Origin of the sequence: Nocardioides soli (assembly GCF_014191495.1) — a bacterium.
Lineage (GTDB): Bacteria > Actinomycetota > Actinomycetes > Propionibacteriales > Nocardioidaceae > Nocardioides > Nocardioides soli.
This window is the reverse complement of the sequence record NZ_JACHWR010000002.1, coordinates 1,175,001-1,192,004: the sequence shown is the minus strand read 5'-3', so window position 1 is coordinate 1,192,004 and position 17,004 is coordinate 1,175,001. Positions and strand designations below refer to the sequence as shown.

At 64.9% G+C, this 17,004-nt stretch carries 11 protein-coding genes; 2 read left to right on the top strand and 9 right to left on the bottom strand.

All coding sequences use genetic code 11. The features are described 5' to 3' along the window. Nucleotides 1–194: 194 nt before the first annotated feature. Both FHU40_RS29855 and FHU40_RS29560 read right to left on the bottom strand, forming a co-directional pair. Nucleotides 195–824 carry an FAD binding domain-containing protein gene (locus FHU40_RS29855; protein ID WP_082893119.1) on the bottom strand — a complete coding sequence of 210 codons (630 nt, stop codon included), beginning with the start codon at nucleotides 822–824 and terminating at the stop codon, nucleotides 195–197. 951 nt (nucleotides 825–1,775) lie between these two features. Continuing rightward, nucleotides 1,776–2,831 carry an NAD(P)/FAD-dependent oxidoreductase gene (locus FHU40_RS29560; protein ID WP_343057933.1) on the bottom strand — a complete coding sequence of 352 codons (1,056 nt, stop codon included), beginning with the start codon at nucleotides 2,829–2,831 and terminating at the stop codon, nucleotides 1,776–1,778. Nucleotides 2,832–3,004: 173 nt separating this feature from the next. Between FHU40_RS29560 and istA the strand changes: the two genes are divergently transcribed. Further along, nucleotides 3,005–4,549, top strand: coding sequence for an IS21 family transposase (gene istA, locus FHU40_RS16015; protein ID WP_064075337.1), 1,545 nt, complete (start codon nucleotides 3,005–3,007; stop codon nucleotides 4,547–4,549). Continuing rightward, nucleotides 4,546–5,340: an IS21-like element helper ATPase IstB gene (istB, locus tag FHU40_RS16010; protein WP_183591811.1), complete on the top strand. Its 795-nt coding sequence runs from the start codon at nucleotides 4,546–4,548 to the stop codon at nucleotides 5,338–5,340. Before istA ends, istB begins: the two co-directional genes overlap by 4 nt. A 376-nt stretch (nucleotides 5,341–5,716) precedes the next feature. Here the strand turns inward: istB and FHU40_RS16005 are convergent, their stop codons facing one another. From FHU40_RS16005 to FHU40_RS15975, 7 genes are all read right to left on the bottom strand, one after another. Next, nucleotides 5,717–5,854, bottom strand: a complete 138-nt coding sequence (locus FHU40_RS16005) for a hypothetical protein (RefSeq protein ID WP_183593266.1) — start codon at nucleotides 5,852–5,854, stop codon at nucleotides 5,717–5,719. Between the two features lie 220 nt (nucleotides 5,855–6,074). Then, entirely contained in the window at nucleotides 6,075–6,857 is a 783-nt protein-coding gene (locus FHU40_RS16000) for an IclR family transcriptional regulator (RefSeq protein ID WP_183593265.1), read from the bottom strand. A gap of 1,678 nt (nucleotides 6,858–8,535) precedes the next feature. After that, nucleotides 8,536–10,107 (bottom strand): IS1634 family transposase, encoded by a 1,572-nt coding sequence (locus FHU40_RS15995; RefSeq protein WP_183593842.1) that lies wholly within the window; start codon nucleotides 10,105–10,107, stop codon nucleotides 8,536–8,538. Nucleotides 10,108–10,329: 222 nt separating this feature from the next. Next, nucleotides 10,330–13,740 (bottom strand): pyruvate carboxylase, encoded by a 3,411-nt coding sequence (locus tag FHU40_RS15990; protein ID WP_183593264.1) that lies wholly within the window; start codon nucleotides 13,738–13,740, stop codon nucleotides 10,330–10,332. 309 nt (nucleotides 13,741–14,049) lie between these two features. Continuing rightward, a complete protein-coding gene (locus FHU40_RS15985; RefSeq protein ID WP_246390619.1) occupies nucleotides 14,050–15,090 on the bottom strand; it encodes an alpha/beta fold hydrolase in 1,041 nt (346 codons plus the stop codon). Between the two features lie 3 nt (nucleotides 15,091–15,093). Then, nucleotides 15,094–15,657, bottom strand: coding sequence for an aromatic-ring-hydroxylating dioxygenase subunit beta (locus FHU40_RS15980; protein WP_183593262.1), 564 nt, complete (start codon nucleotides 15,655–15,657; stop codon nucleotides 15,094–15,096). Next, nucleotides 15,654–16,964: an aromatic ring-hydroxylating dioxygenase subunit alpha gene (locus tag FHU40_RS15975; RefSeq protein ID WP_221199862.1), complete on the bottom strand. Its 1,311-nt coding sequence runs from the start codon at nucleotides 16,962–16,964 to the stop codon at nucleotides 15,654–15,656. Before FHU40_RS15975 ends, FHU40_RS15980 begins: the two co-directional genes overlap by 4 nt. Nucleotides 16,965–17,004: the final 40 nt, after the last annotated feature.

Genomic DNA, 17,004 nt, shown 5'->3' with positions numbered 1-17,004 from the left:
TGGATCTCCGATCGTAAAAGCATCCGCGTCGCCATGGAGACGTGGTCCCACCTGACTCGCCAATTAGCCAGATGAGCGTCAATCAGTGACTCTTGGAGTCAGGAGCAGGCGATGACCGCACCTGTCGGCATCGGTCTCGGCCGGGCCAGCACGGCGCCCGTTGCCGCGCGAGGCCACCACCGAGCTGCATTCCCTCAAGCGATTGTCCACGAACCGCACGCCCCGCTCGGCCCAAGCAACGGCGTTCGTGGACAATCACGTGTGCTTAGAACCTCAAGCGAGGAAGCCAACACGCTGCCCACCTGCCACCGAGAGTGGCCTGTCCCAGCGCCTTGCGGAGCCGTGTTGTCGACCCAGGAGGTTCTCTTCCTCGTAGTTGTTGACACCCCACGTCGCAAGATCAGTTCCCGTAATCTCAGTCGCTTCGCCCCCGCAAGACGCCCAGCGCCTTGGATAGCACGCACAGGAGGTAGCACGGGACCGCCGCGACAACGACTACCGTGGCCACTCCGATGAGCTGCCAGAGAGGAGTGATCTCCGAGGCCCTCAGGGCGTCCCTTCCCACGAGCTGCGTTTCTTTCGATAGCCGCGAGCGTGACCATCGACCCAAGTGCAATGGAGTCGTTCGTGTCCTCGACTTGGTACAGACCTGCGACCCTGCCTAGGTCCACCACACATTCAGGCTGGGCCAGCCGCATGTTGAGCATAGGCACCAGGCTCTGTCCGCCAGCGAGCAGCACCACGTCGTCCTGTTTCTCGTCGAGGAACTGAAGGACTTCCTCAACGGTACGTGGGTCGTAGTAGGAGAACTGCGCAGGCTTCATCTCGTCCTCCTTCGTAGCTGGCAGGCAACGAAGGCCACTAGGCCCCCTTGCGGGAACGGTTTGCGTTAAATGACCCAAATCGAGGCGCGTCCCACCGAGCTGGAACGCTGCTCGGACGTACAGGCTCGTCCGTGGCGCATTTCGTCACGACGAGCGCATTCGCACGCGCTGCTAAGAGCCCGCCTGCCTGCGGGGTGGCTCGATGTCCGCCGAGGGGCGGAGTAGTGCCGCCTCTGACGCCCGAGTGCCGACGCCGAGAACGATTCACAAACCAACAAGGCGCCATCACCCAATCGCCAACGCAGAACCGAACACACGCTGACTAGACTGCGGCCGTCGTAATCGAATAACAAGAGCGTGGTGTCGTTGAGTGGAACTACCGGCCTGAGGACGGCAAGCCGCGTTTTCTCAGGCCTGATCTTCGGTGCCGTGCGATCGAGGCGCCGGAAGGTCCGGTTGAGTCACGACAGTGTGGCGACCGTCAGCACATAGCGACAACGCAGAGGCCAGCGGTACCTTGCGACGGGCAGGCCCCGAGGTCGAAGTACAGATGGCAGCGCAATCAACGTCTCCCCCCGCACCGACCTCAAGGATGACGGACAGCGGCCTGAGCCCGGAACGGAGCATCACATCCGCCGCAGCGGGGTCGGGAAGGCTGTCAAGACGCAGCCATACGCGCTCGCCAAGAGCGCTCTCTACTTGCAGCTCCGTGCTGTGAACTCCTACCCTGAGTCGGCGAACGATGCCGTAACGGACAACTCGGTCAGGGATAGCAGGACGATCGTGTCGCTGGCGAGCCGACTTCAGATCTACCAGAGACGAGGCGCCGAGTTCTCCTGGGCGGCCGTGGTCGGTCGTCGAGGAGCTCATGGCACGTGACACTAGGTCAGGGCCCTACTTGAGCGCCCGCGATCGGTTCCGCTAACCGAAACACTCTTTGCAAGAAGCGCTCTACGTCTGCCGTGCGACGACGCGACGGAGATCATTAGATGTATCCGCAAGTTCCGCCGGCACCACTGCGACGCCCGACTCCATCATGCGCATCGCGACCCGCACATCGCGTCCGCGATTAATAGCGAAAGTGCCAACTAGTCGCCCGTGACGAATGTGGAATGCACAGAAGTTGCCATCTTCGACGCTGCCACGGACAACGACATCGTCTCCGCCTTCCACAACGCCGGCCGTTTGGATATTGAGCTCGTACTGATCGGACCAGAACCAGGGTGCCGGGCGCTTCGGGAGTTCTTGATCAAGGATGGCCGCCGCCACGGAGTCTGATTGCTCCTGTGCATTCTGGAACGACTCCAGACGGCGGAACCCCGAGCCAGTCCACACGTCGGGCTGAATCGTGACGTCACCCGACGCGAAGACTCGGGGGCGACTGGTCCGGCCCGCTTCGTCAACGAGAATGCCACCGTCTACTTTCAGCTCGAGGGATCGCCCTAGCTCGACGGCCGGCTCCATACCGATGCCGACAACCACGGCATCCGCCTCCAGCAGCTCTCCGTCATCCAGCTCAACTGCACGCACCCGGCTATCTCCGACAAACCGCCGTACCGAGGTGCTGATACGAATCTGTACGCCCTTCTGTCGGTGCTCATGCGCGATCACGTCGCTCCACCGGGGGGGCAGCGCGCGGGACAGGATGTGCGGCATTGCTTCGAGAACCGTAACGTGGCATCCGCGCGTTGTCGCGCTGGCTGCGATCTCACACCCGATATAGCCGCCTCCCACGACGACTAGCCGTGTTCCCGGTTTCAAAGACGTAGACAAGGTCGCGGCGTCCTCGAGGTCTCGCAGGTAGTAGATGGCCTCGAGATCTCCGCCTGGCACGTTGAGGATTCGATTCCGACCTCCCGTGCACAAGACCACGACGTCTACGCCTGAGTGGACCTCTCCCGACTCAGCGTGTAGTGACGACAGGGATCGGTCGATGCTCGCGATTGTCTCCCCGGTTCTGACCTCGACGTCGAGATCGGCCCACTGCTCTGTCGGCGGCCATGAAATTCTGCCCGGAGACGGCCACGAAACTGCCCGCTGGCGGACATGAAACCTGCCCGGTGGCGGTCATGGGATCTGCCCGACACGACGTCGTCTGCCTCACCGGCTCCGACGGTTGAGGCCCCTCCTCAGGTGCGATCGGCGGTGCTGAAGCGCCCGTCGCCCTGAGGAGGGACAACTTGAAGTCTGCCGAGGAGATCATGGAAATCCTGGATGCCTACGACCTGACAGGGTCGTTGCGTGATGCCGGCGAGCTGGCCGGATGCTCGCACCACACGGTCAAGCACTACGTGGACCGCCGTGCTGCCGGGGGTGAGCTGGACAAGGCCGTGACTCGGCCGCAGTTGATCGATGAGTACCTGCCCAAGGTCGAGGAGTGGGTCGAGCGGTCCAAGGGCAAGGTCCGTGCCGACAGAGCGCACGAGAAGCTGCTCGCGATGGGCTACAAGGGTTCGGAGCGCACCACCCGTCGTGCGGTCGCATCGGTGAAGAAGTCATACCGGTCAGGACATGTGCGGGTCCACCGGCCCTGGGTCACCGAGCCGGGGATGTGGCTGCAGTACGACTACGGCGACGGACCTGTCGTCGACGGCGTCAAGACGGTTCTGTTCGTGGCGTGGCTGGCGTGGTCGCGGTTCCGGGTCGTGATCGCGCTGCGCGATAAGACCATGCCGTCCGTGTTCGCCGCGCTGGACCAGACCTTCCGCCGGTTGGGTGGGGTGCCGACCTACGTGCTGACCGACAACGAGAAGACCGTCACGACCGAGCACATCGCCGGGATCCCGGTCCGCAACGGACAGCTCGTCACCTTCGCCGAGCACTACTCGGTCGTGGTCCACACCTGTGTGCCGGCGGATCCGGCGTCCAAGGGCGGCACCGAGTCGTCGGTGAAGATCAGCAAGGCCGACCTGGTGCCCAAGGACACCAACCTGCGTGAGGAGTACGCGTCGTTTAGCGAGCTCGAGGAGGCGTGTGAGGCGTTCTGTCAGAAGGTCAACACCCGGGCTCACCGGACCACGAAGCGGCCACCGGTCGAGATGTTGGCCGAAGAGCGGACACGGCTACACCCGGTCCCGACACAGCCGCACACAGTCGCGTTCGGCACCACCCGGGTAGTGCCGGGCAACACGCCGATGGTGATGTTCGAGTCCGGCCAGTACTCGGTGCCACACACCCTGCTCGGCGCCACGGTGTGGGTTCGTGCCCAAGGACTCGGCGACGGCGAGGAGGTCGTCATCGTTCACGTCGGCGAGGACGGACCCGCCGAGGTCGCCCGCCACGCGCGCGCGACGCCGGGCACGCCGAGGATCAACGACGAGCACTTCCCACCGCAGCCGGAAGGTCCGTTGAACCGGCAGCCGCGAGCGAAGAACCCAGCGGAAGCCGAGTTCCTCGACCTGGGCGAGGGCGCCCGCCTGTGGCTGGTCGAGGCCGCTGCGGCGGGCACGCCGCGGATGAGGGTCAAGATGGCCGAAGCCCTCAGCCTGGCCAAGCTGTTCGACCCCGTCGAGGTCGACTGGGCACTCGGCCACGCCGCCGTCCACGGCCGGTTCGCCGAGGCCGATCTGTCCTCGATCCTCGACCACCACGCCCGGCAACCCGCTGTTGGCGAGCACCGTGCCGGCGAAGAACGGTCGCTGACCCAGGGCACCGCCGGATGGGCACGTCTCGGCCAGCACGACAGCCAGCACGACAGCCGCGAGGGGAACGAGGTGACCCGATGACGACCAAGACCACCACACCATCGATGGCGTCCGCGCCGCCGTTGCCGGCCGAGTTGGAGGACCTCTTGCGGCGGCTTCGGCTGCCCCACATCCGTCGCCACGCACCGGAGGTCGTCGCGACCGCGAAGGCCCAACGCTGGGAGCCCGCCGAGGTGCTCAAGGCTCTGTTCGCCGAGGAGGTCGCCGGAAGGGAACGCTCCGCACTGGCCACCCGCAGGGCGGCTGCGGGGTTCCCGACCGGGAAGACGTTCGATGCGTGGCAGCCCGAGGCATCCTCGATCCCGGCACCGACCCAGCAGGCACTCCGCACCCTGGAATGGGTCCACCGTCGGGAAAACCTCGTCGTGTGCGGGCCGTCGGGGACCGGGAAGACGTTCCTACTGGAGGCACTCGGTCACCAAGCCGTCGAGGCCGGGTTGAAGGTCGCCTGGTTCACCCTGGAAGACCTCGGGGTCCTGCTGCGCCGCCATCGTGCCGACGACACGGTGTCCAAGGCCATCGCCCGTGTGCTGCGCGCCGATCTCGTTGTCGTCGACGACATCGGCCTGTTGCCGGTCGCCCAGGATGCCGCCGAGGGGCTCTACCGGCTCGTCGACGCCGCCTACGAGAAGCGGTCGGTCGCGATCAGCTCGAACCTGCACCCGTCCGGGTTCGACGAGCTGATGCCCAAGACGCTGGCGACCGCCACCGTCGACCGGCTACTGCACCACGCCCACGTGTGCCAGACCAGCGGAGACTCCGTGCGACTTACCCAGGCACTCGCCGGCCGAGGGGTGAGTCCCTTGAGCTGAGTGCTCTGGTCGGTGGTGGCCGCAAGCCCACTGGGCAGATCCCATGGCCACCACCGGGCAGTTCTCGTGACCGTCAGCGGGCAGGTCTCACGACCGCCCCTGGGCAGTTCCTACTGTCCCTTGACATACGACCACCCCGGGACCCGCCGAAGATGTTTGATTCGCCGCAGATCTCTATGGCAAAGTCAGAAACACGTCACCCGGATCGCCAGTGGCGCGATCCACGCCTCGGCAGCCGACCCATCCGCAGCAGATCCGCCAGTTCGGTGCCGTCCCGGACATCGTTCTTGACTCGCCGGTACTTGAACGCCTTCCCTCTCAGCGGGTGCGCAAGATGGACTTGGGCACCGGCCGCTTGGGGCGCCTCGCCGGCCCACTACCAGCCATACGTGGCCTCGAGCACGACCTCCGGCGACTCGCCCGCGCGGGCAATCACACTGGTCAACCGGTCGGTGTCATTGACGATCCGCACCGTCTCCAGCGCCTCGTCCTCGGCGGTGCTCCAGACAATCAAGCTGCGTCGTCGATGAGGTCAGTACCGACGAATCGCTTCCCTGCTGCGTACCGTGGCAAGAGGAGCCTCCTCCGTCGTTGAAGTCGAGTACACCCCCCGCATCCGCCGGGGACGCACGAGGAGGGGAGCCCCACCCCTTCATCGCACCAGCGGCCTATGGGCAGTTGAGCCTCAGCCAGGGCAAGAGGGCGGACATATGAGTGAGTGCCCGGGCCCCAATTCAACTGTCGCGGTGGGCAACGGGAGCGTCGATGGCAAGTGAACCTGCAAGTGAAAGAGCTGCCGTCCGGACCGTGGGACCTATACGATGCGGATCAATCTGGTTCCCCAGCCCTGAAACCGAGATGGCTGCGATTGGCTTACCCGCTGCGTCAAGAACGGGGGCTGCAGCGCACACAACGCCGACGGCCGACTCTTCCCATTCATACGCGATTCCTGTCTTGCGAACTGACTGAACCTCGCGGACTAGTGACGAAGGTAGAACGATTGTGCGGGGTGCCCTCCGCTGCATCCCCCCGTCAATGACGGCTTGAATGGTTTCCGGCGTGGAATGCGCGAGCATCGCCTTTCCGAGGCCAGTGCAATAGGCCGGCATACGCCCGCCGAGGCGCGACGGTATGCGTGGGCCCATGGGACCGACCAACTTATCCAAGTACACGACTTCAGTCTGCTCGAGCACAGCCAAATGAACGGTCGCTTGAGTCGCGCTGTGCAACCGTGTCAACATTGGAAGTGCTTTCGCACGTAACGTCTGTGCCTGTTGGGAAAGTTGGCCGAGCTCATAGAGTCGGATACCGATTCGGTATCCGTTCCCTTCGCGTTCCACTGCCCCGAACTGGATCAGCTTCTGGAGGAGGCGGTGTGCGGTCGCTTTCGGCATACCGGTGCGGCGTGAGAGGTCGCTCAGGCGTATTGCGCCGTCATGCCCCTCGAAGCAAGACAGCAGCGCGAAGGTGCGCCCCAAGACGGAGGAGGCGATCCCTTCCGGGTCTGCGTGGCGCATCACATCAGTCTGACGCTCGCGCAAGGTTCTGTCCAGGAATCGACGAGACTCACGAAGACCGCCCGCGAAACGCTCTCCGTGCCTCACGCAGGAATGCCCGCGAAAACGGTGAACGGCAATGGATCTGGCGGCGCAGGGTCGGTCCGTTGACCGGCAAGGGGTCCATTGGCAGCTCCGTTCGTTAAAGGCGCAGGCGGCGTTGAAGACGAGACGGCCCCCGATCGTCCGCGTCAGCCAGACGGCAGTCATCGGGGTCGACTTTGAGTGACGAGAATCTGGCGGTGACGCCTCTAAGCCCCTCTCGCATCATCGGTTGGCGCAAGCGGCCCAAGTCCTGTCTCGTCGCACAGTGCTGTGTGCCGCTTGGGACATCCAGACTGGCCCCTGGGCCGTTTCTCACCATGAGCACGATCGCAAGCGCTGGTCAGTGATCTGGTTGTCTGCAAGGTGGCTCACATCCCGACGAGGGGCGCGGTCTCCGGCTATTCGGTCGCTGCGGCTAACGGTTCGGTCGCGTGACGACCGTGTGGCGACCATCGGCGCATAGCGATAGCGCAAGGCGCAACGGGACTTTGTGACGGGCAGGTCCCGAGGACGAAGTACAGATGACGGTACAGTCGACGTCTCCCCCAGCACCGACTTCAAGCATGATCGACAGCGGCTTGAGCCCCGAACGGAGAATCACATCGGCAGCAGAGCGATCGGGAAGAGAGTCAAACTCTAGCCAGATGTGTTCGCCAACAGCGCTCTCCACCTGCAGCTCCGTCTTGTGAGCTCCCACCCTGAATCGACGAACGACGCCATAGCGGAAAACGCGACCCGAAGTAGCAGGACTATCGTGTCGCAGGCGCGCAGAAGTCAGCACTACCATGGATGCGGCGCCGGGTTCTCTTGGGTTCTCCTGTTCGGTCGTCGACGAGCTCATGCTAGGTGACACTAGGTCAGGGCCATGCCTCAAGGCGCGCTCCCTGTTCCACTAGGCGACACACTCTTTTTGGAGTCCACAGGCTGCGGGCTGGAAGGACACCACGGCCTGCCAGCTAGCTTTCGTACGAGCAGTCAAGAGTGACGACTGGCGTGCGGCATCGGCCGAGCGCATCGAAAGACCTCGGCTGGGTTTCGCGACGTAGCGGGATGAGTGAATCCGGCCCGGGGCCGCCGGAGGGCGGCAGGCTGATTAGGCGCCGTGTTCGGCAGGCTTTCGTGTGCGCCGTGGAAGGCAGCCCAGCGCGCACGGGCGGCAGCTAGGTTGCGCCGTCGAGCGGCATAGATATCGTGGCCGCCACCGTCCGCGGCATGAGCTTTCCTTCGATGCCCTCGCCGAGCGAGTCGACGCCACGGGGAAGCAACTTCGCAGGCTCGAGCGCTCGAACCGCTGAAACCGTTAACCGGCCAACGCATCGGTCCGACCCTGACTGGCCGGATAATGCTTCGACAGCTCCGTGGCCGAGAGCTTCTTCGCCACTTTGCAGACCGAACTGCTCGACCGGTCCACCTGGCCCACCCGGGGGGCCTGGCGAATGCGATCTTCGCCTTCGTCGAGGGCTTGTCACAACCCACCCGCCGGCACTCCACCCCCCTGGGCTACCTCAGCCCCCGCCGACTACGAGACCCAAGCCGCCCTCCCCGGCCCCGCTGGACCCGCCACCGAGAACCTGACTCGTGCCACCGGGGTGTGTCACTGAGCGCTGATCTCGAGGGCGTCGAGGATCGCCTCGGCGACTGGGGTGATCGGATCGGCGGCGAGGTGTTCGTGGCCGGCGATGCGGACGGTGATCTGCTGGATCGGTCGCAGGGTCTGGACGATCTTCTTGATGCTCAGCCCGGTGGCGTTCTGTATGTGGCGGGCGATCGCGAGGGCGGCGAACACGATGGTGAGGTGGGCCTCGATGGCCTCGCGGGTGTGGTGGAACATAGGTCGCGCGGCCAGGTCGGTCTTCGACATCCTGAAGGACTGCTCGACGTGCCACAGGTCGTGGTAGCTCGCGATCACCTCGCCCGCTGGCATCAGGTCGGCTTCGATGTTGGTGACGTAGCCCTTCAACCCCACGAGGTCGCGTGCCCTGGCCAATGAGGTCTCATCGAGCTCGTTGGCGCCGTTGCGGGTCTTGACGAACCGTGGCGTCCTGGCGGCCTTCTCCCCGGCCACGACGGCACGGGCCTTGTTCTCCTGCAACGTGAGCGTCGCGTTGTCGCGCACCGCTCGCTTCCGCGAGTAGGCCCACACCGCGCGCCACGACTTCGCATGCACCCCCGGGTCCCAGACGGGCTCGGCTCGACGCTTCGGGTCGCTGCTCTTCACCGCGGTGCCACGTTGGTCGCGTGGGGTGATGGTGTCGATGACCTGCCCGTCGGTGAACGCGGTGCCGTGCCAGCGAAAGTGAGACTCCAGGTCCTTCGGCGCCTTGGTGACCCGGGAGCCGACGATGAACCGCAACCCAGCCTCGTCCAGATCACTCAAGTTGCTCGAGGACAACATCCCGGCGTCGGCGACCACGACCATGTCCGCGATGCCGTGACGCTGCGCGAACTGCTTGACGATCGGGATGATCGTCAACGTCTCGGCCTTGTTGCCCTCGAAGCAGCCGATCTCGAGCGGGAACCCGTGCCGGTCGACCAGCAGACCCACGACGACCTCGGGGTCTACGCGGCGCTCCTTGCTGTAGCCGACCTTGCGCAGCTCGTCTTCTTTCTCTGCTTCCAAGTAGAGCGTGGTCACGTCGTAGAGCACCAGGCTCACGTCGCCGTGCGTCATCGCGTGGTTGAAGCAGGCGGTCGCGATCTGGGCGCGGTAGTCGCGTTCCTGGGCTCGTTGCAGCGAGCGGAACATCGTGCGCAGCGACGCCGACGCCACCCCGATCTCCTTCAGCACCCGCACCGAGTCGGCCTTCGAGGTCGGCTCGATGATCCGCGCCAAGACGAGCTGGGCGAAGGCCTCATCGTCGATGGCGTCGAACCCGAGCCGGGTGTACGCCTCGCTCAGGACCTGCCACAACAGCACCGAGCGCTTGCTCGTGATCGGGCCAGGCCGCTGCGGCACACCCTCATCCTCAAGCCCGACACCGTCGAGGTCGAGAGCCTCCTGCCCCTCGTGCAGCCGCCGACGCGCCTGGGCCATGAGCAGCGCCAGCTCGGCGTCAGTGCGGGCCGTGCCGACATGCTCAAGGACGACGTCGCGGCCATCACGGCGCTCAGCGAGCTGGACCTTCGTGCTGCCCGAGCGCCCCGGCGCCTTCCGCACGAACACCAGCAGCGGACCCTACCGAGCCCCGGGGTGTGTCAATCACGCCGTCCGCAACGCGCTCACCTGCGAAAACGCCGACGCAGTCACCGCTCCGCCGTCAAGTGGCACGAGTCAGGCCGGGACTTCGAGGAATGAGTTGCTGAAGCCGACGATGGCCATGATGACACCGGGCGACGACCGGGTCGTGCCCATTATCGGGCCCAGCGCCGGGCCCAGGGACGTCGAGGCTCAGGACAGCACCAGCACCAGGTCGCCGCCTTCGACTGTGTGGGTGCCGGTGAAGGCGAGGCGTTCGACGGTGCCGTCGGCGGGGGCGGTGATGGAGGCTTCCATCTTCATGGCCTCGATGGTGGCGACGGTGTCGCCGGCGGCGACCTTGTCTCCTTCGGCCACGGCCATGGTGACGGCGCCTTGGAAGGGTGCGGCGACGTGGCCGGGCTTGGAGGTGTCGGCCTTCTCGGTGGCTGCGACCTCGGAGGCGACGCTGGTGTCGCGGACGCTGATCGGCCGGAGCTGGCCGTTGATCAGTGCCATCACGGTGCGGTAGCCGCGTTGGTCGGGGTCGCTGATGGCTTGGACGCCGAGGATCAGGGTCTTGCCCTCGCCGAGCTCGACCTTGTGCTCCTCGCCCTGGCGTAGGCCGTAGAGGTAGTCGAGGGTGGGCAGCACGGAGACGTCGCCGTAGCGCTCGCGGGCCTCGCGGAAGTCCTGGGTGGGGCCGGGGAAGAGCAGCTGGTTGAGGGTGGCCCGCCGGGTGGCCTGACTTGCTCCCAGGCGGGAGTCCAGCCCTTCTTCCTGCTCTGCTGTGAGGGTCTCGGCCGGCTTCTTCCAGGTGCGACCCGCCAGGGCCTTGGTGCGGAACGGCTCGGGCCAGCCGCCGGGAGGGTCACCGAGCTCACCGTTGAGGAAGCCGATCACGGAGTCGGGGATGTCGAACTTCGCGGGGTCCTCGGCGAACTCGGCGGGGTCGGCGCCGAGGCCGACCAGCGAGAGGGCCAGGTCGCCGACCACCTTCGAGGAAGGGGTCACCTTGACCACGTTGCCGAGGATGTCGTTGGCAGCGGCGTACATGTCCTCGACCTGCTCGAACTTCTCGCCGAGGCCGAGCGCGATGGCCTGCTGGCGGAGGTTGGAGAGCTGGCCGCCGGGGATCTCGTGGCGGTAGACGCGACCGGTCGGTGACGGCAGTCCGGACTCGAAGGGTGCGTAGACCCGGCGGGTGGCCTCCCAGTAGGGCTCGATCGCATTGATCGCCGACAGCGACAGCCCGGTCTCGCGCTCGGAGTGGTCGGTCGCGGAGACCAGGGCCGACAGAGCGGGCTGCGAGGTGGTGCCGGCCATTGACGCGCAGGCCGCGTCGACCGCGTCGACGCCCGACTCGATCGCAGCGACCAGCGTCGCGAGCTGGCCGCCGGGGGTGTCGTGGGTGTGCAGGTGCACCGGCAGGTCGAACCGGTCCCGCAGTGCGGTGACCAGGGTGCGGGCGGCGGGAGCCCGGAGCAGCCCGGCCATGTCCTTGATCGCGAGCACGTGGGCGCCGGCATCGACGATCCGCTCGGCCAGGGCCAGGTAGTAGTCGAGCGTGTAGAGCTGTTCGCCCGGGTCGGAGAGGTCGCCGGTGTAGCAGAGCGCGACCTCTGCGACGGTGGTGCCGGTGGCCCGGACGGCATCGATCGCGGGCCGCATCTGCTCGACGTCGTTGAGGGCGTCGAAGATCCGGAAAACGTCGATGCCGGTCGCGGCGGCCTCTTCCACGAACGCGTTCGTCACCGCCGTGGGGTACGGCGTGTAGCCGACCGTGTTGCGCCCGCGCAGCAGCATCTGCAGACAGATGTTGGGGACGGTCTGTCGCAGCCGGGCGAGCCGGTCCCACGGGTCCTCGGTCAGGAACCGCAGCGCGACGTCGTAGGTCGCGCCGCCCCAGGCCTCGATCGACCACAGCTCGGGGGTGGTGCGGGCGACGTGGCCGGCGACAGTGACCAGGTCGCGGGTGCGGACCCGGGTGGCCAGCAGCGACTGGTGGGCGTCGCGGAAGGTGGTGTCGGTGACGGCGATCCGGCCCTGGGCGCGCAGCCGACGGGCGAACTCCTCGGGCCCGACCTCGAGCAGCAGCTGCCGGCTGCCTGCGGGCGCGGGCACCTCGAGGTTGGTGTCGGGGAGCTTGGTGGCCGGGTCGAGCGTCACCGGCGCCTCCCCATACGGCTTGTTGACCGTCACATGGGCCAGGTAGCCGAGCAGCTTGGTGCCACGGTCCGCCTGCCCGCGGGCCTGCATCAGGTGCGGGTGGGTCTCGATGAACGAGGTCGTGATGTTGCCCGAGGCGAAGTCGGGGTCGTTCAACACAGCCTGGAGGAACGCGATGTTGGTCGTGACTCCGCGGATCCGGAACTCCGCCACCGCCCGCTTGGCTTTCTCCACCGCCATGTCGAAGGTGCGGCCACGGCAGGTGAGCTTGGCCAGCATCGAGTCGAAGTGGGCCGAGACCTCAGCACCGGTGTACGTCGTGCCGCCATCGAGGCGCACGCCGCCGCCGCCCGGTGAGCGGTAGGTGGTGATCATCCCGGTGTCGGGTCGGAAGTCGTTGGCAGGGTCCTCGGTGGTGATCCGGCACTGCAGTGCGAACCCGTGCGGGTTGATGCTCTCCTGGGAGAGCCCGAGATCGGCCAGTGTCTCTCCGGCCGCGATCCGCATTTGCGACTGCACCAGGTCGACATCGGTGATCTCCTCGGTGACGGTGTGCTCGACCTGGATCCGCGGGTTCATCTCGATGAACACATAGCTGCCGTCGGGGTCAAGCAGGAACTCCACGGTGCCGGCGTTGCGGTAGCCGATCTCGGTCGCGAACCGAACGGCGTCCGCGCACATCCGCGCCCGGATACCTGGGTCAAGGTTGGGGGCCGGTGCGATCTCGACCACCTTCTGGTGGCGACGCTGCACCGAGCAGTCGCGTTCGAAGAGGTGGATCACGTTGCCCTGACCGTCAGCGAGGATCTGGACCTCGATGTGGCGCGGGTCGACCACCGCCTGCTCGATGAAGACCGTCGGGTCACCGAAGGCGCCCTCGGCCTCCCGCATGCACACCTCGATCGCCTCTCGCAGCTGGGCACTCTCCACACCGGGGTCATCGACGCGGCGCATCCCGCGACCCCCACCACCGGCGACAGCCTTGACGAACAAGGGATAAGGCATCGGTTCGGTCGCAGCGACGAGCGCGTCGACGTCTGTCGACGGCTCGACCGACGCCAGCGTCGGTACGCCGGCCGCCTTCGCCGCAGCGATGGCACGGGCCTTGTTGCCGGTCAGCGTGAGCACTTCGGCGGTCGGCCCGACGAACGTGATGCCGGCGTTGGCACAGGCCTCGGCCAGCTCTGGGTTCTCCGACAGGAAGCCGTAGCCGGGGTAGACCGCGTCGGCACCCGAGCGCACCGCGACGTCCACGATCGCCTGGGGGTCGAGGTAGGCCCGCACCGGGTGCCCGCGCTCACCGATCTCGTAGGCCTCGTCCGCCTTCAACCGGTGCTCGGACCAGCGGTCCTCGTACGGGAACACCGCCACCGTCCGGGCGCCGACCTCATAGGCTGCCCGGAACGCACGGATCGCGATCTCGCCACGGTTGGCCACCAACACCTTGGAGAACATGGCGCTCCTACACTCAGAGAATACCGGGCCTCCCATATGTCGGATTTGTCGAGCACGCAACCTCGCGTGGGAGATGGCGAACTGGCGTGAAGCTCCCGCCCCGTCCACAGCAGCCCGGCGCCGTCACGCCATACGGTCTGCCGCGTACCGGCCTAAGTGGACAACGCGAGCATTGATCGCGGGCTTGGACTCCGGAAATCGACTTCGCCACCCCGTGGAGCTATCGCGACGATTGAACAGCTGGGTCGTTACCGGGGACCGCGGCTCATGCATGTCCGCTTCTTGTATGGGCAACAAGAGAAGTCGAGGTCATGGCAGATGGACTGGGTCATCCAAATCGATCAACGGATCCATAACCCCAAGATCAGAACGATGTTGGGCCGAAAGCCAGGATTGGACGAGCTCGTTGAACTTCTCGGCTTCATCGAATTGCGGCCACATGGCGGAGTCGGAGAAAACCTCAACCTCTGCAGTCGGAAGGTACTCAGCCAGCCTTAGCGCCGAGTCGAGACCAAATAGCGGGTTCTGCTCTGTCCAGACTAGGAGCGCCGGAACCTCGAGTTGCTGCAGCGCCGCTCGACTCAGGGAGGTGCGGGGGTTCTGCCTTGCCGTGCGCAGGGATCCCAACAGTTTCCGATGGGCGGCCGTGAAGCCTGGCCGTGTCCAAAAACCCACACGCAGGTCGAGCATCTCGTCGTTGACTTGTTCGCGCTTCAAGTGCAACCAGCTCATACGCTCGCGCATCAACTCGATCGATCCTGGGTCTTCAAGGGCGCGCGCCGTCAACTCTTGAAAGGCAGCTTGGGACTCCATGAGGGACACGTCGTCTGCATCTTCGGTCGGAAGAATGCATGCACCGCACAGGACCACGCGCTGTACCCGAGCCGGGTATTGAACAGCCAACCACTGGGCGACCTGGGCACCGAGCGCTTCTCCGACAAGCGCTGCTGACTCGATACCGAGCGTGTCCATCAATGAGAGGACGTGCTCCGCGACGGTGCGCCAGTCGAACAGGCTGTCGTCGTGGGGTAGATCCGTGTACCCATGCCCCAATAGGTCCATGGCGACGATGTGGAAGTCGTCGGCGAAGAATCCGATATTTCGGAGGAACACCTCAAGGTGCCCACCCGTTCCGTGCAAGAAGAGGAGAGGGGGGCCATCACCTGCCTCGATGATCCGCGTTCGGACCCCAAGGCTCGTTTCGACGTATCGCACCTGGTGAGGTACTCCAGCCAAGCCCTGCCACAGCGACTCACTCCGCAGCGCTGCACCAGTTGACGAATGCAACGCTACGTCGTTGTACGTACTTGCGCTCACGTGTATCGCTCTCCCTGCTCGAAACGGCTCCATCCCCTAGAAGAAGACGCTGAGGTTCTTCGCCAGCACCACATTCTGGTCTAGTAGCACTGTGCGACGGGCAATCTTGAACCCAGCGCGGTCACGACGCAGCAGATCGAACCTTTCGCCGGCCCAAAGGTCGACTTCGGTCTCGAGGCGGTTCCGATACACGATGAAGTTCGACCGGACCTCGTACTCGTCGCCGTCGGATTCCGTCGGCAGGGAGATGCGGACGTTGCTGATGAGATGGCGTGTACGTGAGGGCGGGTCTTCAGCCCAGAACTTCCCCGTCTCCCGCTGCATGATACGAACATTCAGGGACTCTTTGTCGTCGTCGAACAGCGGCATCTCGATCCCGCGTTCGGCAACTTCGTCTTCAAGGCGCTGACGGCGCAGTCGATTCTTGCGAATGGGAGCGCGGTATCGCAGGTCGTCCGCCATGAGATCGAACCAGTCCCGGTAGCGCCAATCATCCAGCAACTGAACCTCACGGTAAAGAAACTGCTCCACCTCGTGCTGCACTTCCACCGTCACACCACTGGCGACGGCTTCTACGGAACGTTCGAGCTGCGTAGTCATCGGTTCACCTTCTTTGACCAGTCGTCGTCGAAGTCGTCACAATGCGGCCATTTTTCGCTGGTCATGAACTCCAACCACCGCCGGTAGAATGCGCGCTGCGGTCCTTCACCGAAGTACATATCGTTGATACGCCCGGGAAGCTTGTCATGGTCGTCGGTTTCATGACCGAGGCCCATCTTATAGTTCCACTTCAACAGCCTGGTTTGATGACCGTCTTGGAGCAGTTGCCCCATCAGGTCCCAGTTCTCTCCGTCGTCGACCTCCACTGTGCCGGCGGCGCCTTCGGTTAGGGCGGACGACAACATCTGCGCCCGCTTCACCTCATCAGGGGCGTCCTTGTCGACGAGCGTCCATGACCAGATCTGGAACGCGTTCGGGCCCTTAGGGTGCCAGACCCTGAGATTGGACTGCCCAGGCAGGCCAGAGAGATTCGGGAAGACCGTAAAGTTCCCCACGGTGTTAGCGCGCTCCGGTCCCAGTCGGTCAATCGCGGTCTGCATCCGCTCCGTCCGGTAGTCGGCTGCGCCATCCTCGAACCTGCTGGGCTGATTGTAGATCCCCGAGTAACCGTGCCCGAGCCTGGAAGAGAACTGGAATCCGGGCGGAGAGGGACCCGTGTAGAGCTCGGTATTGCTGATCTGTGCCAGCGAGCTCATGTGCGTCACATTGACGTGGTACCCGTCACCGGCGAACTGCTCTGCAGCGATTTTCCAGTTGCCGTGGATCGTCCACTTCACGACACCAGGCAGGACCTCGACACCGCCGGGCACGTGGTCCACCCAAGCATCGATGTAGTACACAGAGTCGCCCAAATACTCTAGGAGCGGCGGCGCGTCAGGGTCGAAGGTCGCAAAAATAAGACCCTTGTACGTGTCGATTTGCGCAACCTGCTTCAGTCCGAACTCGGCCTTGTCAAGTTCGCCGTGGTACGCGTCATTCTCGTTGGGAACATTCACCAGATTTCCGGCGATGTCGTAAGTCCAGCCGTGGTAGGTGCACATGAAGTGCTTCGTATTGCCGTCCTCGGCGCGACATACCTTCATTCCTCGGTGTCGACAGGCGTTCAGGTAAGCCTTCACCCCGCCGTCTCGCTGTCGCGCGACGAGGACGGGGTCACCCCCCATGTAGGTGTTGAGGAAGTCGCCGGGCTTGGGAATCATGCTGTCGTGGGCCAGGAACAGCCAAGCCCTTCCGAACAGGCGGTCGAGCTCCAGACGATAGACCTCTTCATCAATGAAGATATCTGCGCTAATTTCGCCTCGCTCCCAGTCAACCTTGGTCGCCAGGTCGTTCATGTCGACTGCCACTGGGCACCTCCTTGGGATGTAGATGATGGTCAAACCAGTG

What these genes read in the sequence shown, in the direction of transcription:
- FHU40_RS29855 (WP_082893119.1), bottom strand. Translation starts at nt 824, where the DNA reads ATGAAGCCTGCGCAGTTCTCCTACTACGACCCACGTACCGTTGAGGAA.
- istB (WP_183591811.1), top strand. Translation starts at nt 4,546, where the DNA reads ATGACGACCAAGACCACCACACCATCGATGGCGTCCGCGCCGCCGTTG.
- FHU40_RS16000 (WP_183593265.1), bottom strand. Translation starts at nt 6,857, where the DNA reads ATGCGCCACGCAGACCCGGAAGGGATCGCCTCCTCCGTCTTGGGGCGC.
- FHU40_RS15990 (WP_183593264.1), bottom strand. Translation starts at nt 13,740, where the DNA reads ATGTTCTCCAAGGTGTTGGTGGCCAACCGTGGCGAGATCGCGATCCGT.
- FHU40_RS15985 (WP_246390619.1), bottom strand. Translation starts at nt 15,090, where the DNA reads ATGGAGCCGTTTCGAGCAGGGAGAGCGATACACGTGAGCGCAAGTACG.
- FHU40_RS15980 (WP_183593262.1), bottom strand. Translation starts at nt 15,657, where the DNA reads ATGACTACGCAGCTCGAACGTTCCGTAGAAGCCGTCGCCAGTGGTGTG.